Genomic DNA, 18,359 nt, shown 5'->3' on the forward strand with positions numbered 1-18,359 from the left:
GCACCTTCGTGACCTGGCTCGAAGTGTCACCACCGGACAGGACCAGGCGTTTGAGGGGGAGCCGCGGCGAGGATGTCGCGCACCAGCGCGCCCAGTCGCTCCCCCAGCAACCGACCGCCCTCGTGCTTGGCCTTCTCGCGCGAGTATCCCCGCGCCTGCATGGCGTCCACCATGGCGGCGATGCGAGGATCGTCGTTGCCACGCGCTGTGTGCATCACGACGCTGCGACCAGCGAGCAACAGTTGAGCAACTTGACGCGCCACGGCGTGGATAACGTGCGCTGCGCTCTCGCTCGCCAAGGCCACCGCGTCAAGACTCACTTCGGCGAACCCGGCCTGGACGGCCGCATCGATCTGCTGGGCACTGAGCCTGGAGGCGCTGCCCGAGACCGCAAGCACCTGTTTCACCGGCGCGAAGCTGGTGTAATCGGGGGGGTGTGCTCGCCAACGTGCCTGTCTCGCGCCAGTGCTGCGTGAGCGCGTACTCCGCGCCCGATGATCCGACCAGGAACAATTGACCATGCAGCGACGCCTTGCCGCTGCAGCAGTTCGCCTATGCGCGTCATGTGCGCGTCGTTGACGGCATCGAGTACAACGGCCGTGCAACCTTCGCCGTGCAGCCGAATCAGGGAATCCTCGACCGCATCGATGCCCGCATCCAGCCGGTCGAAGGGCAGCGATCCGACCCGCACACTGCCTTGCTTGCCAAGATGCATGGTGAGATCGCTCTCATCCATTGGCGTCATCGGATGCACGCTCATGATCGGATGCCGGTCGATGCGATACACCTTGCCGTCCGTCCCCGATCTCGCGAAGAGGTTGCCGAAGACACACCACCGGCTCAGCCGGGGGGTAGCGGCGACCACGGGCAACCAAGGCGCCGCGAAGCGACGTTGCGCGATTTCCATCACGCGTCCGATGCTTCCTATACTCGGCGCGCTGTCAAACGTGGAGCAGACCTTGTAATGAATCAGCGGAGCACCAAGATCAGCCAACGCATCGAAGACGTCCGGCAGATGATCGTCCATCTCGTCGGGCGTCATCGCGCGGCTTTCACCGGCGACGCCCACCGCCTCCAGTCCATCAAAGCGTGACAGCATCTCCGATGACGGCGGCTTGAGAAAGAGTGCCGAGCTGATACCCGCGAAGCTCAGGACTTCCAGGGCGTCGGTGGAGCCGGTGAAATCGTCTCCGTAGAATGCCAGGCGTAACGCACCGTTCGTCATTCGGAGCCTCCGAAGGCTTCCAGCGCCGCTGCCAGAGCGGGTTGACGCCGGGCGTACTCCGCCAGCGGAATACCGGCAACGGCGGCTTCCCACGCTTCGCGCATGCTGCGCACGCCCGCCGCCGGCCCCTGCGGATGGCCAATGATGCCGCCGCCGGCCAGGTGCATGAGGTCGGTCGAGCCCAGCATCGCGAACATGTCGGGAGCCTGCGAGGCCCATTGACCGGAGGAGAACACCGGCATAACGGGGCTCAGGCCAGCCCAGGGCGCAAGACAGGCGCGTGCCGAGGCGATGACGGAATGATCCGGCTCCCAGAACTTGCTGCGCAGCCCGTTCACGTGCAGCTGGTCCACGCCAGCGAGCCGCCAGATTTTTTGGTAAGCCTTGAAATCCATGCCCAGCTCAGGACAACGCGTGAGCGCCCCCCAACCGTTGCGGTGCCCGTGGATCGGCAGCTGAGAGTGCCGGCGCAGGTCCTCGACGCCCGAGTGGCCCGTCCAATTCACGCTCACCATCACGCAGGTGCCACCGAGCGCCAGCACCTGGTCGTGGCGACGCCGCATCTCCTCGATCGTCCCTGAGATGTTGATGGCGTACATCGGCATCCGACCGAGTCGATCCGCGTGCTTCTTCAGCACCGGCATCACCGCGGAGAGCCTCGCTTCGAATGGGGCATATGGCGGGTCGGCAATCAGCTCGTCGTCTTTGAGAAAGTCGATGTCCGCGGCACACAGTGTGTCCACCAGTTCGGCGGTCTGCTCCGGTGTGAGTCCGATGCTGGGCTTGATGATGGTGCCGATGATCGGCCGATCGTGCACGCCGGCAAACGCGCGCGTTCCTTTCACGCCGAACTGAGGACCTGGAAACCGCTCGGCATAGGTGGGTGGCAGGTCAACGTCCAACAGCCGCAGCCCGGTCACCTCGCCAAGCTCGTAGAGGTTTCCGCAGAGTGTCGCCATCAGGGTTGTCAGGTTCGCACCCACGTTCGCGACAGGAAACGCGATCTCGATCTCTCCCCGGTGGGAAACACCGGTGCGTCCTTTCCGCGCCATGGCGGCACTCGCCAGCGTCGGCTGCGCCGCGTCATCCAGCGGTGCAACGCTCACCACCCGAGCGCGGGAGCGTTGCTTCAGATCTTCTGTCTCCGCGGAAAGCTTAAGGAAGGTTCCGCTGGATTGCTCGCCCGCGATGACTTCGGCCACACGTTCAAGGGGTTCCGGAGTCTCGATGCGGTACCGCGCGACGAATTCTTCGCGCTCAAAAATGTTCAACATGCCTGTCTCCTCGCATCACGGCTCGGGGCTCAATCCTGACGTTTGATCTTCGCCAGTTCGAACAGCTTGGGCCACTCCGTCATCTCGTCGCGGATCATCTTTGCCACCGCCTCAGGCGGCGTCGGCGGCGCGACGATGATGCCCTGCTTCTGCAACTGAGCCACGACGTCGGGTTGGGCCGCAGCAACGTGCAGTGCCGCGTTGGCACGCTTGACTATCGCGGGAGAGACTCCGGCAGGCATCAGCATTCCGCTCCATGCCTGGATCGTCAATCGCGGGTAGCCGAGCTCGACCGTGGTGGGCACATTGGGCATCAGCGGCGAGCGCTGCGCCTGAGCGATCGCCAGTGGAACCAGCTTGCCTGATTGGATGTGCGGCATCGCGACGATAGGCGAGAGCACGGCGAAGTTCACGCGATTCGCCAGCAAGTCGGTGAGCATCTGGCTCTGGCCGCCCTTGTAGGTGACAGTGGTCATCTCGATCTTTTCGGTAGCTTCGAGCAAGGCCGCATTGATGTGTCCGAGCGAGCCAACGGCTGCATTGCCAAAGGCAAGTTCCTTGGGCTTGGTTCGCGCGAGCTTGATAAAGTCGGCGAGTGTCTTCACGCCGAGTTCAGGCGGCACGACCATGACGCCGCCGGTTGACCCCAGGTTCGCGACCGCCGTGAAATCCGCGACGGGGTCGTAGGGAACCTTCTTCAGCACTGCATTGGCAGTCGTTGGGATAGAGGCCATCACCCAGGTATAACCATCTGGAGCGCTGTTCTTACCCGCAATGGTGCCGACGGCCCAATCCGCGCCAGGCTTATTGACGATCACGACCGTTTGGCCGAGCTCTTGGCTCAGGCGTGGCTGCAGGGCTCGGATGATGAGGTCGTGGACCGCCCCAGGTGCGACCGGAACGATGATCTGAATCGGCTTGGACGGCCAGTTGTCCTGCGCCTGCACCGCAGCGGGCAGGGCAGACAAGAGCAGCGTTCCGGCGAGAATGGTGCAGATTGTGCGGCGTAAAGATGTGGAGGTGCGGTGAGCGGGCATGTGTCGTCTCCGTATGGTTTTCTGTCTGCGAACCCTGCGCACGCCGGGAGCGGCGCCGAGCGGTTATACGATCCTACAGAGGCCCCCCCCATTCGGCGCAAGCGACATATACTCCCTACAATGTGAGTTCTGCTCACACCCCCCACTTCATCGATGGCTGGTTCAACTCCTTCCTTGTACGCTCTGCGGGCCTTCGAAGCTGCGGCACGGCTGCGCAGCATGACTGCGGCGGCGCACGAGCTTTCGGTCACGCACGGTGCGATCAGTCGCCACGTCCGTGCGCTTGAGGAAACACTGGGCGTCACGCTGCTGACGCGCGGGCCCGTGTCAACAGAGCCCACTCCCGATGGCCTGCGCCTGGCGGAAGGGCTGGCTGCCGCTTTCACCGCGATCGATGCCGCAATAGAACAGGTGAGGCCGGGCCCGCTCACGCTGTCGTGCTCCACCTCGATCATGATGTACTGGCTAATTCCTCGCATAGCGGACTTTCACCGTCAGCATCCGGAGGTACTGCTTCAGTTCAATATGAATTACGGGCAGTTCGACGCCGTAAGAGACCGCATTGGGATCGCGATCCGCAATACGATGGTCGAACCGCCCCCGGATGTGGTGGTGAAGGAGTTGGGTCAGTCTGAACGAATCGGTCTCGTCTGTTCGCCGGAATACCTTCGTGACACGGGTATCGCACGTCTTTCGGATGTCGCCGGGGCTCACCGGCTCGCACCGGCGACCCGCGCGAAGGCATGGGACGAATGGGCTCTCGCTGCCGGGTACGAAGGCGCGCCCCTCACTACCCATGACTCGTATGATCATTTCTATTTGATGATCCAGGCAGCAATTTGCGGACTGGGGATCGGTCCCGTGCCACAGATGCTTGTATTGGACGACCTGCGCTCGGGCAAACTAGTCGCCCCATTTGGCTTCGTCGATGGGCCACATAGGCTGGTGCTTTGGCTTTCCCCCCCACGTGCGCGACCGCGCCGACACACGTGCATTGCGCACCTGGCTAACTGATCAACTCGCGCGCACCCAAGCCGAAGGCGAGGCGCTGGTGCCGTCAATTGCGAGAAGCCGAGTCAAGGCGCAATAAGCGATGTTGACAGGCGCGGGCAGCGAGCTGGCGTGCGGGAGCGGTAGCAAGACGCGGTCGTCTCATACATCCCCATGTCCACACCAACAACAGGCCGCTATTTCCGGCTACTCGGGCGAAATAGTCCGGAGCTGTCGCGGGCACTGCACAGCCCCGGCGGTCAATGATCGAGAACGGCCGCTAGGCCCGCTTCTCATCGAGGATGCGAATGAATGGCCGGTTTCCGAGTGGACCCGACGTTTTAGTGTCCGGTGACAGTACGAACAAATGACCGCTCATGGCCGACAGCGGTCGTACGCGACGCCGCGATATCTTTTTCCCGGGTCACCAGACCCCGTGCGGTTTCAATCTTCGGTGGACGAATTTTGCGTGCACAGTTGGCGCCAGTGCTTCTCGCCAATTTTCAATCTAGCCGAGTGCTCCACGCCGACCGCCTGCGCCGATCGAGCGGTCCGCTGGTTTCGTCATTTCTTCTTGCCTTTATCGTAGTGCCACTTGACGGCGAAGAACATGCCCGTGCCGAGCACGAGAACCTTGAACACGATAAAGACTATAGGGAACCAATCCACCATTTTTGTGTACTTCCCGGCTATGGCTCGACACGATTTATCGTGAGGAGCACCACCCAAAACGCTGCTTCTGCAGCTTCATTTCTTGTTCGAACCGTCGTCGAACTTGCGTTCGATCATAACATTCGGACGCGCAAGGAATCAGGTGGGCTGCGCCAAGGGCGGAGTGCCGCGCTCACTCTTGTGCAGCAGCTTCCTGGGACAGTCAAGGACCGCTTTGGGTCGGAGAAGGCCGCTCTCCACTCACGACGCGCGGGCGTGGCAGCCTCTGCGCTCAGCCGGAGACCGCTCCCGAAACATCCGGTGCGCGCTCGAAATACTCGATCAGCAGCTCGGTCAGAACCCGTATCTTCCTCGCCGGATGCTGACCCGGCGGGCGGACGACATATGCGCCGGCAGGCGGTACCGGGTAGCGTTTCATCACGGGGACAAGCGCGCCGGAACGTAGGTGTTCCTGAATGAGGCCGTTGGGCAGGTAACCGATTCCAAGCCCTGCGACAGCGGCCGCGACCAGCGCCGTGCCGTTGTCCGCCTTGAAGCGCCCTGTGGGCGAATCGTGATGACCCTGCCGCCATCCATCAGTTGCCACGCCTCCGTGCCTTGCATCAAGGCCTGATGGGCGAGCAGGTCTTCGGGCGTCTCGGGCGATCCGTGCGCCTCGATATAGGCGGGACTCGCAACGAGCATCCCATAGATCGGGCCGACGCATCTCGCGATCAGGTTGGAGTCCTGGAGATGGCCAAGCCGGATCGCACAGTCATAGCCGTCGGCGATGAGATCGACGACGTGGTCGCTGTAGCACGTGTGGATCTGCAGCTGCGGGTGGCGTCGCGCCATTTCGGCGAGCACGGTAGCGATATGCGTGGGGCCGAAAGACAGCGGCGCGGCAATTCGCAATCGCCCGCGCAGCTCACCGGCGGGAAGGATCGTTTCCTTCGCTACATCGATTTCGGCGCAGACCCTGGCTGCATAGTCTCTAAACGTGGCCCCGGCTTCCGTGAGAGCAGCCCCTCGAGTCGATCGCGCAAGCAGTTGGATGCCAAGTTCCGCTTCAAGGCGCATCAGGCGACGACTGACGATGGACTTGGACACGCCGAGCCGAAGCGCAGCAGGCGAAACGCCGCCAGCATCAGCCACTTCCACAAAAGTCCGTAGCTCTTCGATATCCATTTCGGCGTTCCCCGATGCGCGACACAGTTCGCCGGGGAATGGTACTACCGCATCCAGCATGGGACCAACAGAATGCCGTTTCCGGGCAACGTCCGCTGGCGCATGTTTTCCGGAAGGGCAATCCCGCTCACAACGGCAATAAAGGAATGCACCAATGACTTTTCGAAATGGCCTTGCTTCGCTTCTTCGTCCCGAAGACTCCGTCCTCGTTCTGATCGACCACCAGCCCTACCAGCTCGCGAACGTCAACAGCCACGAACCGCAGATGGTGATCAACAACACAGCCGGTCTGGCGAAGGCCGCCAAGGCCTTTGGCGTGCCTACCATTCTGACGACAGTCATCGCTGCCCGCGGAGGAGACCTCTTCCCCCAGATCACCGATGTGTTCCCCAACGAGGAGATCATCGACCGTACGCTGATCAACACCTGGGAAGACCGCAAAGTCGTGGATGCGGTCAAGGCGACGGGCCGGAAGCAATTGATCATCGCTGGGCTGTGGACCGAGGTATGCGTGGCGATGCCGGCGATCCAGGCCCTTGGCGAAGGTTGGGACGTGACAGTGGTGACGGATGCGTCCGGCGGCGTTTCGGTCGAGTCGCGCCAGGTTGCAATCCAGCGCATGATCGCGGCAGGCGCGAACATGATGACCTGGTTGGCGGTAGCGGCCGAATGGCAGCGTGACTGGGCTCGGACCGAACAAGCCGCCGCGCTGACAGAAGTCATCACGCAGCATGCCGGCGGTAGCGGCATCGCTTACCTGTGGGAGCAGCAGTTGCTCAATACGCCTGTGCCAAAGAGCGCAGCATGATCTGAGTGGGGATGACGAGGTTCGTGCGCAACGCCTCGCGCAATGGCGGATTGTCTTTGCCGAATCCTCGTCACCCCTCTCTACAAGGAATGCATCGTTGGCAAATGGACCGAGCCGAACGTTGTCTCAATCCAATGCCAACGATCGCTACGCCAGCATCAGGTCGAGGTTTTGAATCGCCGCACCGGATGCGCCCTTTCCGAGATTGTCGAAGACTGCGGAAAGAAGGACGTGCCCGTGCTGCGCGCCAGAAAATACGCCCAGGCGCATGTCGTTCGTACCGTTCAGCGCTTGCGGATCCAGATGCTTCAAGGCGCTCGATTCCTGCAGCGGCAAGACATGTACGTGGTCCGCGTCGGCATAGTGGCGCGCCAGGCAGGCGTGCAACGTGTCGCCATTCACGCCCGGCGCCAGCAGCCGCAACGCCAGCGGCACCGTCAGCACGATGCCCTGCCGGAACGCTCCGTATGCAGGGACGAAAATAGGCGCCTGCGCGAGGCCGGCGTGCTGCTGGATCTCCGGCGTGTGCTTGTGCGCGAGTTCCAGCCCATAGACCTGGAATGAGGGCGCGCCAGCGGCGCCCGGCCCCTCATATTCCTCCACGCCGGCGCGTCCGCGTCCGGAGTAGCCGGATACCGCGTGAATGCTGATGGGGTAATCGTCCGGGATCAGCGCCGCCTGCACCAACGGACGCAGCAGGCCAATCGCACCGGTCGGATAGCAACCGGGATTGGTAACGCGACGTGCGCTCGCAATCCGCTCCGCCTGCTCCGGCGCCATTTCGGGGAATCCGTAAGTCCAGTCCGGGTGTGTACGGTGCGCCGAGCTGGCGTCGATGACCCGAACCGCGGGATTGACAATCGCGGCCACGGCCTCGCGCGCGGCGGCATCCGGCAAACAAAGGATGGCGATGTCGCAGGCGTTCAGGGCCTCCGCGCGACGCCGCAGATCCTTGCGTTCGGCGTCGGCGAGCGTCATCAGCCGGATGTCGGTCCGGTTACGCAGCCGTTCGTGGATCAGCAACCCGGTGGTGCCTTGGTCGCCATCGATGAAAACAACGGGAGAGCTCATACGTGGATACTCGCTGAATCGGAGTTGCAAGAAGTCGAACGACGAACGAGGCCCTATGTTCGGTGGACCGCTACAATAGGGAAAGTTGAATTTCATGACGTCAACATTCACCCCTCCTGAATCCGGACGCCGATATGCGAGAGATCAGCCTGGACCGCTTGCGCACCCTGGTCACCATTGCAGACCGCGGCTCATTTGCCGATGCGGCGCGCGCATTGCATCTGGCGCCGCCAACGGTCAGCCTCCATATCGCCGAATTGGAAGACCGCATCGGCGCTCCACTGCTGTCGCGCAAGCGCGGACATGTCAGGCCGTCGGCGATCGGAGAGGTGCTGGTGGAGCGCGCGCGTCGCCTGCTGGCCGACGCGGAGCAGGCATTGGACGATATTCAGCGCCAGGTACAGGGGCTGGAAGGACGCGTTCGGCTCGCCGCGTCGACAGGCGCGCTCGCGCACCTGTTGCCGCAGGCGCTCGAGGGTCTGCGCCAGCGCCATCCCGCTATCGACATTCAGGTGGCCGTGCTGACTTCACAGGAAACGTTGTCCCGACTGGCGGATGGGACGCTGGACGTGGGACTGGTCGCCCTGCCTCAGCCCCCCGGTGGCTGGACTGGTGATCAAGCCATGGAGGCGCGACCCCGTGATGGCCTTTGTGCCGGCGCATTGGCGGTGCCCGGCGCGCGTTACGCCCGAATGGCTCGCTGCCCAGCCTCTGATTCTCAATGACGCGACCACGCGTCTTTCCCGTCTGACCGCTGAGTGGTTCGCGACTGCGGGATATCACCCTGCGCCTCGCATTCAGCTGAACTACAACGACGCGATCAAGAGTCTGGTAGCGGCGGGTTACGGCGCGGCGCTGTTGCCCCACGAGGCGACGGCGCCATTACCGGACAAGCGCATTGTCATGCGTCCGCTGCGGCCGGCGCTATGGCGTCGGCTCGGTATTGCACATCGGGCCGGGCACGTCGAGCGTTCCACGCAACACGTACTCGATATGTTGCGGGATCTGCGATTGGCGTAGGCGTTGCCGTTTTTCGCTTCGGTCGTTTTCGATGCGGCGCGATTGCAGGCACATCGGAGCGGGAGGTAGCCGCGGGAGTGCCCCGCCCAAGCGGTATCATGAGCGCCCCACTCAACGGAAATACCGCGATGCAAGTCCTCGTTGACGCAGACGCCTGCCCGGTCGTAGTCAAGGAAATGTTGTACCGAGCGGCGCAACGCGTCGAAGTGTGCGTCACGCTGGTCGCCAATCAATACTTGCGCACGCCGCCTTCCCGCTTCATCAAATCGATCCAGGTACCGGCGGGCTTCGACGCCGCCGACGAACGGATCGTCGAGCTGGTCAACGCCGGTGACCTCGTGATTACGGCCGACATCCCCCTTGCGTCCGCGGCCCTGGACAAGGGTGCCCACGTGCTCGATCCACGAGGAAGCTTGTTTACCCGCGAGAATATCCGGGAGCGCTTGACGATGCGTGAGCTGATGGACCAGCTCCGCGCCTCCGGCATCGATACTGGCGGGCCTGCACCGTATTCGCCTCAGGACAGCAAGGCGTTTGCCGGCCAACTGGATCGATTCCTGGCGCGCCATGCGCCGCCGAAACCGGTCCCCTGACGCGGACCACACATAGAAAGCACGAAGCAACGAACGATGCCCGCCCGAATGCTGAGGCTCTACGCCTTCCCAGCGCGAGGCGGCGCGCAGGATTCCCGCATGACAACATGCGTGGTCAGCCGAATCTCCTCGCCCTCTACCGCCTTCCCTTCGGCTCTTCCCGACCCCACGCCAATAGACCGCAGCAGCATCTCCGCCGCCGCCGTCCCCACCGCTTCCAGATCCCAATTGATCGCCGTGATCGCCGGCGAGTAAAGCTGCGCGAGATCGCTGTCGCCGACGCAGATCAGGCTGACATCCTGCGGCACGCGGTTCCCGGTCTGCTTCATCGCCTGCAGGACGCCGGAGAGAATTCGTGTACCGAGGCAGATGAACGCGGTCGGGCGTTCCTTGGCTGATAGCAGCGCCAATGCATCGCTGAATGACAGATCCATGGCCGAGCGGCTGGAACGCACCAGCGTGTTGTCCACAGTCAGGCCGCGTTCTTCCATCGCTTGGCGATAGCCGTTGATGCGCTCTCGGCCCGGGCGCAGCGCGCCGTCGGAGGTCATCAGCGCGATGCGGGTGTGCCCGAGATCGAGCAGGTACCGGGTCGCCTCGTATGAACCGCGGGCGTGTTCGACATGAACGCCGACACCGTGCGCGCCGAAATCGCGGTCCATCGCAACAACGGCGAGATCGCGGGAGATCTGGGCCAGGTAATCGGGGCGCTCGGTTTCACAGGGTCCCAGAATCAGTCCGTCGACGCGGCGGCGTCGGAAGAGGTCCACCATCAGCTCTTCCTGCGCCTTGTTGTTATGCGTGTTGCCGACCACCATCGCATAACCTTCGCGCTGCAGCCGCGTCTCCACTGCCGTGATGATCCGGGCGTATAGCGGATTCGCCAGATCGGAAACCAGCAGGCCCACGACGCCGGAGGTGCCGGTGCGCATGCTTTGCGCAATCGGGTCGGGTGCATAGGCCAGTGCCTTCGCGGCGCGCTCGACGGCCTGCAGCGCGGCCTCGCTCACTGGACCGCTGCGGTTCAGTGCGCGCGATGCCGTGCCCACCGAAACGCCGGCGGCCCGCGCCACGTCACGGATGGTGACGCGGGCGGGCGTATCGGAGCTGGGGGGTGCGCGTTCGGCTGGTCATCGATGATCCGGCGGAAATGTATGAGCCTGAGGCAATCGTCGCAGGCTTGCTGGCCCGCTATTATCGTCGAAAGCCAGGGCCAGGCCGTGCCGTTTGCCTCAGTACATGGCACGCCCGCCGCTGATGTCGAACACCGCGCCCGTGCTGAAGCTGCAGCGCTCGGAACACAGCCAGGCGGCCATCTCCGCCACTTCCTCGACTCGCACAAAACGCTTCATTGGCACACGTTCGAGCAGGCGTGCCTGCAATAGCGCCCGCTGGCTTTCGTCGTGAGCGCCAAAGATGTCGGTATCCGCCGCGCTGGGCGTGATGCAATTGACCAGCACGCCCGTTTCCGCCAGTTCCTTGCCGAGGCTCTTCGTCATCGATATCAAGGCGGCTTTCGATGCCGCATAGGCGCCGGCAAACGGATTGCCTTCCTTGCCGGCGACCGAGGCCACATTGACGACGCGGCCCCAGCCATTTTTCACCATGGCGGGCACGATTGCCTGCGCGCATTGCAACGCGCCGAAGACGTTGACGTCGAACACCAGCTTCCATTCGTCGACCGACGCATCGACCGTAGGCCCTCTGCGTCCGAGGATGGCGGCATTGTTGACCAGCGCCGTGGGCGTACCGAGCGTTTCGACGGTTTGCGCGAATGCGCGGTCTATCTGTCCGCGATCGGTAATGTCGACGGCGACGCCCAATACGCGCGCGCCATCGCCGCGCAAGGCGCGAACGGCGTCATCGAGCAGCGCCCGATCGCGATCCCACAGGGCGACCGCGTATCCGTCGGCCGCGAGCCGGCTGCTGATCGCAAGCCCGATGCCGCGCGCGGCGCCGGTTACCACTGCGATCCTGCGTTCCGAATCCCTGCCCTCGGTGGCGTTCATTGGGGCGCTCCAATGCGTCGGATCGGATCGTTGCCGTCCCAGTGTTTCGCGGCATCGGCAATCGTCGCAAAATATTCGCCCTTGCCGCCGGACATTTCGGAGATCTCGACAATATTGCCCGGCAGGTCCGCATGCACGTAATAGGCAAATCGGCCGCGCATGCCCATGCGGCCACCGTGGCCCTCCACATAGCCGCGCGCCCGCAAGCGCTCCACATATTCGTCGAATCGGTCATCCGTCCAGTACGCAATGTGCTGCATGCCTTCGCCGAAATGCTTCAGCGAATCGAGATACAGCGATGGCGCGTCATTGCGTTGCTGGATCAGCTCGATCTGCACGCCGCCCGAATTGGCCAGCGCGATCGACAGATCCGGCAAGGCCGACGCCTCGCCGTAATAACGGAATTCGGTCGTGCCGACTTCCTTCTTGTAGAACCACGGCCCGACGCCCAGCACCTCGCTCCAGTGGCGCATCGCCTTCTCGATATCGCGTACGACGTAGCCGATCTGGCATACGCCTCCGAACAGCAAGCTCATTTCGGCTCCATGTCATTGCAACGTTGGAAACGTTTCCATCACACTACGGTAGCCGATGGCGCGGCGTTATGCAGCATAGCGTTAACCATGATTGCTGCTCGCACCCTCCTTCGCCACACTTTGATGGAAACGTTTCCACAACACCGGAAGCGTGATCCTACACCCCGCATCGCAGAACGGGCGAATCCCATGGAGACAGACATGAAGACACTCTTCACCACCGCGCTGCTGGCCCTGGCAGCCACGGCCGCCCACGCGGCGGACCCCGCGGCCTATCCCGAGCGCCCCATCCGCATGCTGCTGCCCTTCTCCGCCGGCGGCGGCGGCGATACGCTGGGCCGCTTTCTCGCCGAGCGCTTTGCCGCGCAGCTGAAGCAGCCCGTGGTGGTGGAGAACAAGCCCGGTGCGGCCGGCACGATCGGAACCCAGTCCGTTGCCACCGCGACGCCCGACGGCTACACGATCATGATCGGCGGCATGTCGACGCATCCGCTGGCGGCCGCGACGTACGCGAAGCTGCCCTACGACCCCGTGCGTGACTTTCAGAGCCTGGGGACCATCGGCAACTCGTCCATCGTGATGGTCGCGTCGAACTCGTACCCCGCGAACAACCTGAAAGAGCTGACGGCTCTCGCCCGCAAGCAGCTGGCGCCGGTGCAATACGCCAGTTGGGGCTCGGGATCGACCGGACATTTCTGCGGCGAGATCCTGAGCCAGAAGGCCGGCATCCCGTTGCAGCACGTGCCCTACAAAGGCACCGCGCAAATCATCACCGATCTGCTCGGCAACCACATCTCCGTGGCGTTCGTCGACATGGTCACCGCTACGCCCTTCGTCAAGGAGGGCAAGGTCAAGGCACTGGCCGTCTGCACCAAACGCTCTCCGAGCCTGCCCAACGTGGCCAGCTATCAGGAGCAAGGCGTCGACTTCGATCGCGAATTGACATGGGCGATGTATGTCCCGGCCAAGACGCCGAAGCCGATCGTCGACAAGCTGTCGGCCGTGCTCGAGAGGACGCTGAAGGAACCCGAAGTCGTCAGCAAGCTGCTGTCGCTCGGCATCACGGCGAAATACGTATCCGGAGCCGAGCAGCAAGCGATCAATGCGCGCGATATCCCGATGTGGAAATCGATCGCCAAACAGGCGCACATGGCGCTGGACTGACGCATCGCGGCGCACGCGCTCTCCCCTTTTTCATGACGACAACACGCGAATTGTTTATGCCTTCCATACTGAATGAAGCCCGCATCCAGACCGTACGCGACCACATGGCGCTGGAGTGCGTCCACGATTGGGACGCCGTGATCGACACCTTCGCGCATCCCCGATACGAGATGCACGGCAGTGGCACGGTATTCGATGGCGAAACCGAGGTGCGGGGGGTATTTCGATTCATCGCGGGTGCCATTTCCCGACCTGACGAACGAGATCATCGCCATTGCGGCCGATGGCGATACCGTGCTGGTCGAGTTCTGGCTGCAGGGCACGCACCTTGGTCCGTTGAAGGCCAACGGCAAGACCTACGAGCCGACGGGCCGCACGTTCCGCATCCGGATTGCCGCCACGTTCGAGTTCGCGCCCGGCTCGGACAAGATCATCTGCGAGCGGCCGTACTCCGCCCCGGATGCCAAGTTGCGCGCGCTGGGCCTGCTGTAAGGCGCCACCGCCGAGCCATCCCACATCAGGCTGGGCCATTGGTCCAAGCCATGCCGCCATCGGCAAAGGAGAGTTGAATCATGGCCTTGCCCAAGGTCGTCACGCATCAAGACCGTCTGCTGACGGTGAACATCCATGAAGCGGTCGAATTCCCTGGATCGGAATCAGGCTCGACGATCATTCCGCTGTTCCTCGACCGCGAAAACGGCGTCTGGGTGTTGTACGGCAAGTTCGAGCCGGGCACCACGCTACCCCCGCACTTCCACACCGGCACCGTCCACTTCTTCACGACGAAGGGGGAGTGGAACTACGTCGAATACCCCGACGATCGCCAGACCGCCGGCAGCTACCTGTACGAGCCCGGCGGGTCCGTCCATACCTTCTCCGTGCCGGCCGACGCCAGGGAGGCGGCCGAAGGCTTCATGGTGGTCTACGGCGCCAACGTGATTTTCAAGGACGGCGAATATCAGGGAGTACGCGACGCCGGGGCGATCGAGGACGGCATCCTCAATGCCGCGAAGGCGATGGGGCTCCCCACGCCGCGTTATATCCGGCCGGGCGCTGGCGCCAGGTTCTCGCGCGATTGATCCAAGGCGGCCAGCAGGAGAGCGGGTCTATCCCTTCGCGCACTCGGCTCCAAAGCTCTCACCAAGGGCCCGCCACCGCCGCAACGCATAGGGCAGCACCGCCAGCACGCCAACCACGGCCAGCACCGTGCCGACCCACAGCGGCGATCGCAGTCCCCAGCCCTGGCTGATGCCTACGCCACCGAGCCACGAGCCGGACATCAGGCCGATATTGATCACCGCGGTATGCATCGTATTGACCAGCGGCCCGGGCGGCGCGGCGCGCATCACGCGCACCACCATCGCCGGGTTCAGCGACACGCCGGTCAGCCCGACCAGCAGCATCGCGATGACCGCAACCAGCGGCTGGTCGGCGTAGACGGCGAACAATGCCAACGCGCCCGCCAGCACGACCAATCCCCACAACAGGATGCGCATCGTGTGCCGGTCGGCGAAGCGGCCGATCACCGCATTGCCGATCACCGTCGCCAGGCCATACAGGCCCAGCATCGCCGGAATCGAAGACGGCGAGAAGCCCGATACCTTGGTCAGCACCAGCGCGAAATAGCTGAAGCCGGCAAACGTCGCGCCGATGATCAGCGCGCTGGTCGTATAGGCGGCCCACAGTTCGCGATTGGCCAGCGAGGCCAGCTCGCTGCGCATGCCGTTGGTGCTGGTCGCCAACGTCGCGGGAATCTTCCACCGCACCGCCAGCACGCACAGGCCGGTCAACACGACCAGCAGCCAGAAGCTGGCCCGCCAGCCCAGATGCAGGTCGACCAGCGTCGCCAGCGGCAAACCGGCGACGGTAGCGATCATCAGGCCGCCGATCACGATCGCCGCGGCACGACCCCGGACCTCCGGCGCCACCATCTCCGCGCACATCGACAGCACGATGCCGAAGCACGCCGAGGCGGCAACGCCCGTTACCGCGCGGCCGATCGCCATCACCAGATAGTCGTCGGCCATCGCGCAAGCGATCTGCCCGACCATATAGGTCGCCAGCAAGCCGAGCAACGCAGGACGCAGCGGTACGCGTGCGAGCGCCACGGTCAGCACCGGCCCACCGAGCACCATGCCGGCCGCATAGATCGACACCAGATAGCCGATGCGTTCGACCGGCACGCTGAAGGCCGCCGACAGCGATGGCATCATGCCGGCCACCATGAATTCCGAGGTGGTCAGGCAGAAAACGGTCAGTCCGAGGATATAGACGGCGAACGGCATGGCCGCCGCCGCGCGAGTCGAGGAAGGAGTCGAGGAAGGTGCGGTGGACACGCTTGTCATTATTTATATATCGATCGGTACTAAATTACGAAGTAAAAAACCTGCTCGATGCAATCAGCGATTCGGCAGGTTCAAGGCTTGCCCCAACGGGCTACGGTGCGAATTCTGCCAGCATCGGCGCCGGCGGGCATTAACCCTGACAAAAACGTTGTTATGGATGCCGGCGCCCGGGTTCGCTACCAATCGGCGTTCGCTGGCTCGGGACCTTCATGGTCCATCGCGAGGCGCTCGTTTGAAGCGGCTTATGCCACCGGGTTATGCCATCGTTTCCCGCTGCCGGTCCAGTTCGGCCAGGATCTCCGCCGTGTGCTGGCCGAGATCGGGAAGCGCAGCATCGCGCGAGCTTGCATCGTCGATCGTCATGGGCAAGGCCGGCATGCGCAGCGACCGGTTGCCGGGCGACGGCACGCTGATCACGCGTTCCGGTGTCGTGGCCTGCGCGGTTTGAATGGCATCGTGCAGGTCGCGCACGGCGCCGCAGACCACGCCAGCGGCATTGAGCCGTCGGCAAGCTTCCTCAGTAGTCAGCGCCGACAACGCGCCGGCAAGCATCGCGAGCAAGGCGGGTCGATTCGCCACGCGCGAGGCGTTGTCGTGAAAGCATGGGTCTTGCGCGAGTTCCGGCAGCCCCAGGCATTCGCACAAGCGGGCAAAGTGTTCCTGCAGATAGGCCGAGATCACGATTCTGCCGTCGGCGGTCGGTAGCACATCCGCCGCCGGCGCCATCGTCGGCTGGCCGTTGCCGCAGCGTGAAGGCACCGTGTCGAGGATCTGGTACTCGGCCCATTGCTGGCTCAGCGCATCGGCTGCCACGTCGATCAGGGACACCTTGACATGCGCACCTTGTCCGGTGATGCCACGGCGCACCAGCGCAGCGAGCACGCCCGTCGCGAGCGTACGGCCGGCCAGCACATCGACGACCGTGAACCCCACGCGTGTCGGATCGGCGTGGGCATCGCCGTTCATGCTCATCATGCCGCTTTCGGCCTGCGCGGCGATATCGAGGCCCGGACGCGCCGCCGCCGGCCCACTGTCGCCGAAGCCGTTGACGGAGCCGTAGACAAGCCGCGGAAGCACGCCCCGAAGCTGTTCGGCGCCAAGCCCGTACTTCTCCATCACGCCCGGACGCGCGTTCTGGAGCACCACATCGGCGCGGCGCACCAGATCCATCGCGACGCCACGATCCTCCGCGCGGCGCAGATCGAGCACGATCGAACGCTTGCCGCGGTTATAAGCGGAAAACATGGGGCCACAGGCATCCGCCTGCCAGCCCGAGCGACGGCTCGCATCGCCGCCCGGAGGCTCGACCTTGATCACGTCGGCGCCCAGATCGGCCAGGATTTGACCCGCTGACGGCGCGGCGATGAACTGGCCGAAATCGATGACGCGCAGTCCGTCCAACACGGTCCCATCCAGGCCGCTGCTATCGAATGAATCCTTGGATTGCATGGCTTCTTACTCCGGCTTGACGCCGGCGTCCTGTGCAATGCGTTGCCATGCCACCGTATCGTCGGCGACCACTTTGCGGAACTGCGCCGGCGTCAGGGCGGGGGCGACAGGCAGGTTCAGCGCGGTCAGGCGGTCGCGAAACGCCGGCGTCGCGATGGCGCGCACCACCTCCTTGTTCAACCGGTCCACCAGCGCCGCGGACGTGCCCGCCGGCGCGAACATGCCATACCAGCTGGTGGTCGGGAACGGATAGCCTTGCTCTCCCATGGTGGGCACATTGGGGAACTGCGGCAGCCGACTGGAGCCGCTGACCGCGATCGGCACCAGCCGGCCGGCTTTGACGAGGCCGATCTGGGAGCTGACATCGACCCAGCCGACGGGCAACAGACCGCTCTGGACGTCCGTCGCCACGGCGGCGGTGCCTTTGTACGGCGCATGGACCATGTCGAGATTCGCCTTCTTCAGAAAGCTCTCCATGGTCAGGTGCCCACCCGATCCCATGCCCCACGATCCGTAGCTGAGCTGGCCCGGGCGCTGCCTGGCGTAGGCCACGAGTTCCTTCAGGTTGTGGATCGGCACCTTGGGCGAAGCCACCATCAGGTTGCCGAAGCTGCCGATCTGCGCAATCGGTTCGAACCGCTTGAGCGGATCCGGCGCGCGCGTGTAAAGCGCAGGATTGACGACCATCGCGCCGGCATAGGTCAGCAGCAGTGTGTAGCCGTCCGCGGTAGCGGCGGACACAGTTTCGCTGGCGATCAGGCCATTCGCGCCGGGCTTGTTCTCGACCACGAACGGCTTGCCGAATACCGAGCCGAGTTGCTCGGCAAGAAGGCGCGCGAGCGTATCCGTACCGCCCCCGGCCGCGCTGGCGACGACCAGCTTGACGGGGCGGTTGGGCCAGCCCTCGTTATCCTGGGCAAACGCCATCGATGCAGCCATCGATGAAGCCGTCAGTGCCAGCATGGCGGTCAGCCATTGCCTGCGTGTATTCATGGTTTG

At 63.8% G+C, this 18,359-nt stretch carries 17 protein-coding genes and 2 pseudogenes; 7 read left to right on the top strand and 12 right to left on the bottom strand.

Annotated features, from left to right (window positions below; all coding sequences use genetic code 11):
• Positions 1-26: 26 nt before the first annotated feature.
• Genes OJJOAM_RS15970 through OJJOAM_RS15985 form a run of 4 tightly spaced genes read right to left on the bottom strand, consistent with a single transcriptional unit; the run spans position 27 to position 3,536 of the window.
• Positions 27-407, bottom strand: a complete 381-nt coding sequence (locus OJJOAM_RS15970; protein ID WP_422650350.1) for a nucleotide-binding domain containing protein — start codon at positions 405-407, stop codon at positions 27-29.
• Positions 404-1,225, bottom strand: coding sequence for a four-carbon acid sugar kinase family protein (locus tag OJJOAM_RS15975; RefSeq protein WP_422650351.1), 822 nt, complete (start codon positions 1,223-1,225; stop codon positions 404-406). Before OJJOAM_RS15975 ends, OJJOAM_RS15970 begins: the two co-directional genes overlap by 4 nt.
• On the bottom strand, positions 1,222-2,499 hold the full coding sequence (locus tag OJJOAM_RS15980) for a ribulose-bisphosphate carboxylase large subunit family protein (RefSeq protein ID WP_422650352.1): 1,278 nt from the start codon (positions 2,497-2,499) through the stop codon (positions 1,222-1,224). Before OJJOAM_RS15980 ends, OJJOAM_RS15975 begins: the two co-directional genes overlap by 4 nt.
• Positions 2,500-2,528: 29 nt before the next feature.
• Positions 2,529-3,536, bottom strand: coding sequence for a Bug family tripartite tricarboxylate transporter substrate binding protein (locus OJJOAM_RS15985; protein ID WP_422650353.1), 1,008 nt, complete (start codon positions 3,534-3,536; stop codon positions 2,529-2,531).
• 153 nt (positions 3,537-3,689) lie between these two features.
• Between OJJOAM_RS15985 and OJJOAM_RS15990 the strand changes: the two genes are divergently transcribed.
• Positions 3,690-4,550 (top strand): LysR family transcriptional regulator, encoded by an 861-nt coding sequence (locus tag OJJOAM_RS15990; protein WP_422650354.1) that lies wholly within the window; start codon positions 3,690-3,692, stop codon positions 4,548-4,550.
• Between the two features lie 919 nt (positions 4,551-5,469).
• On the opposite strand, the pseudogene OJJOAM_RS15995 reads toward OJJOAM_RS15990, so the two are convergent.
• Positions 5,470-6,425, bottom strand: a pseudogene (locus OJJOAM_RS15995) (LysR family transcriptional regulator).
• A 94-nt stretch (positions 6,426-6,519) separates the two neighbouring features.
• Between OJJOAM_RS15995 and OJJOAM_RS16000 the strand changes: the two are divergent.
• Entirely contained in the window at positions 6,520-7,173 is a 654-nt protein-coding gene (locus OJJOAM_RS16000; RefSeq protein WP_422650355.1) for a hydrolase, read from the top strand.
• Positions 7,174-7,320: 147 nt separating this feature from the next.
• Here OJJOAM_RS16000 and argC read toward each other — a convergent pair whose 3' ends face one another.
• On the bottom strand, positions 7,321-8,244 hold the full coding sequence (gene argC / locus OJJOAM_RS16005; protein ID WP_422650356.1) for an N-acetyl-gamma-glutamyl-phosphate reductase: 924 nt from the start codon (positions 8,242-8,244) through the stop codon (positions 7,321-7,323).
• A gap of 134 nt (positions 8,245-8,378) precedes the next feature.
• Here argC and OJJOAM_RS16010 point away from each other — a divergent pair.
• Both OJJOAM_RS16010 and OJJOAM_RS16015 read left to right on the top strand, forming a co-directional pair.
• Positions 8,379-9,264: pseudogene (locus tag OJJOAM_RS16010) on the top strand (LysR family transcriptional regulator).
• Positions 9,265-9,392: 128 nt separating this feature from the next.
• Positions 9,393-9,857: a YaiI/YqxD family protein gene (locus OJJOAM_RS16015; RefSeq protein ID WP_422650357.1), complete on the top strand. Its 465-nt coding sequence runs from the start codon at positions 9,393-9,395 to the stop codon at positions 9,855-9,857.
• A 59-nt stretch (positions 9,858-9,916) separates the two neighbouring features.
• Here the strand turns inward: OJJOAM_RS16015 and OJJOAM_RS16020 are convergent, their stop codons facing one another.
• From OJJOAM_RS16020 to OJJOAM_RS16030, 3 genes are all read right to left on the bottom strand, one after another.
• Positions 9,917-10,930 (bottom strand): LacI family DNA-binding transcriptional regulator, encoded by a 1,014-nt coding sequence (locus OJJOAM_RS16020; protein ID WP_422650358.1) that lies wholly within the window; start codon positions 10,928-10,930, stop codon positions 9,917-9,919.
• 159 nt (positions 10,931-11,089) lie between these two features.
• Positions 11,090-11,866: an SDR family NAD(P)-dependent oxidoreductase gene (locus tag OJJOAM_RS16025; protein ID WP_422650359.1), complete on the bottom strand. Its 777-nt coding sequence runs from the start codon at positions 11,864-11,866 to the stop codon at positions 11,090-11,092.
• Entirely contained in the window at positions 11,863-12,402 is a 540-nt protein-coding gene (locus tag OJJOAM_RS16030; RefSeq protein WP_422650360.1) for a VOC family protein, read from the bottom strand. The genes OJJOAM_RS16025 and OJJOAM_RS16030 overlap by 4 nt, the downstream gene beginning before the upstream one ends.
• Between OJJOAM_RS16030 and OJJOAM_RS16035 the strand changes: the two genes are divergently transcribed.
• The 3 genes from OJJOAM_RS16035 to OJJOAM_RS16045 all read left to right on the top strand — a co-directional run bounded on the left by OJJOAM_RS16035 (position 12,331) and on the right by OJJOAM_RS16045 (position 14,645).
• Complete coding sequence (locus tag OJJOAM_RS16035; RefSeq protein WP_422650361.1) at positions 12,331-13,566, top strand: Bug family tripartite tricarboxylate transporter substrate binding protein; 1,236 nt, start codon at positions 12,331-12,333, stop codon at positions 13,564-13,566. The genes OJJOAM_RS16030 and OJJOAM_RS16035 overlap by 72 nt on opposite strands.
• Positions 13,567-13,803: 237 nt before the next feature.
• Positions 13,804-14,058, top strand: coding sequence for a nuclear transport factor 2 family protein (locus OJJOAM_RS16040; RefSeq protein ID WP_422650362.1), 255 nt, complete (start codon positions 13,804-13,806; stop codon positions 14,056-14,058).
• Between the two features lie 80 nt (positions 14,059-14,138).
• On the top strand, positions 14,139-14,645 hold the full coding sequence (locus tag OJJOAM_RS16045; RefSeq protein WP_422650363.1) for a 2,4'-dihydroxyacetophenone dioxygenase family protein: 507 nt from the start codon (positions 14,139-14,141) through the stop codon (positions 14,643-14,645).
• Positions 14,646-14,672: 27 nt separating this feature from the next.
• Here the strand turns inward: OJJOAM_RS16045 and OJJOAM_RS16050 are convergent, their stop codons facing one another.
• From OJJOAM_RS16050 to OJJOAM_RS16060, 3 genes are all read right to left on the bottom strand, one after another.
• Entirely contained in the window at positions 14,673-15,851 is a 1,179-nt protein-coding gene (locus OJJOAM_RS16050) for an MFS transporter (RefSeq protein ID WP_422650364.1), read from the bottom strand.
• 315 nt (positions 15,852-16,166) lie between these two features.
• Positions 16,167-17,360: a CaiB/BaiF CoA transferase family protein gene (locus OJJOAM_RS16055; RefSeq protein ID WP_422650365.1), complete on the bottom strand. Its 1,194-nt coding sequence runs from the start codon at positions 17,358-17,360 to the stop codon at positions 16,167-16,169.
• Positions 17,361-17,366: 6 nt separating this feature from the next.
• On the bottom strand, positions 17,367-18,323 hold the full coding sequence (locus tag OJJOAM_RS16060) for a Bug family tripartite tricarboxylate transporter substrate binding protein (RefSeq protein WP_422650366.1): 957 nt from the start codon (positions 18,321-18,323) through the stop codon (positions 17,367-17,369).
• Between the last annotated feature and the right edge of the window lie 36 nt (positions 18,324-18,359).

Source organism: Cupriavidus sp. H18C1 (assembly GCF_049311595.1).
In the GTDB taxonomy this organism is placed as follows: domain Bacteria; phylum Pseudomonadota; class Gammaproteobacteria; order Burkholderiales; family Burkholderiaceae; genus Cupriavidus; species Cupriavidus cauae.

Coding starts and splice junctions, on each gene's coding strand:
- OJJOAM_RS15975 (WP_422650351.1), bottom strand. CDS start 1,225: ATGACGAACGGTGCGTTACGCCTGGCATTCTACGGAGACGATTTCACC.
- OJJOAM_RS15980 (WP_422650352.1), bottom strand. CDS start 2,499: ATGTTGAACATTTTTGAGCGCGAAGAATTCGTCGCGCGGTACCGCATC.
- OJJOAM_RS15985 (WP_422650353.1), bottom strand. CDS start 3,536: ATGCCCGCTCACCGCACCTCCACATCTTTACGCCGCACAATCTGCACC.
- OJJOAM_RS15990 (WP_422650354.1), top strand. CDS start 3,690: ATGGCTGGTTCAACTCCTTCCTTGTACGCTCTGCGGGCCTTCGAAGCT.
- OJJOAM_RS16000 (WP_422650355.1), top strand. CDS start 6,520: ATGACTTTTCGAAATGGCCTTGCTTCGCTTCTTCGTCCCGAAGACTCC.
- argC (WP_422650356.1), bottom strand. CDS start 8,244: ATGAGCTCTCCCGTTGTTTTCATCGATGGCGACCAAGGCACCACCGGG.
- OJJOAM_RS16015 (WP_422650357.1), top strand. CDS start 9,393: ATGCAAGTCCTCGTTGACGCAGACGCCTGCCCGGTCGTAGTCAAGGAA.
- OJJOAM_RS16025 (WP_422650359.1), bottom strand. CDS start 11,866: ATGAACGCCACCGAGGGCAGGGATTCGGAACGCAGGATCGCAGTGGTA.
- OJJOAM_RS16030 (WP_422650360.1), bottom strand. CDS start 12,402: ATGAGCTTGCTGTTCGGAGGCGTATGCCAGATCGGCTACGTCGTACGC.
- OJJOAM_RS16045 (WP_422650363.1), top strand. CDS start 14,139: ATGGCCTTGCCCAAGGTCGTCACGCATCAAGACCGTCTGCTGACGGTG.
- OJJOAM_RS16050 (WP_422650364.1), bottom strand. CDS start 15,851: ATGCCGTTCGCCGTCTATATCCTCGGACTGACCGTTTTCTGCCTGACC.
- OJJOAM_RS16055 (WP_422650365.1), bottom strand. CDS start 17,360: ATGCAATCCAAGGATTCATTCGATAGCAGCGGCCTGGATGGGACCGTG.
- OJJOAM_RS16060 (WP_422650366.1), bottom strand. CDS start 18,323: ATGCTGGCACTGACGGCTTCATCGATGGCTGCATCGATGGCGTTTGCC.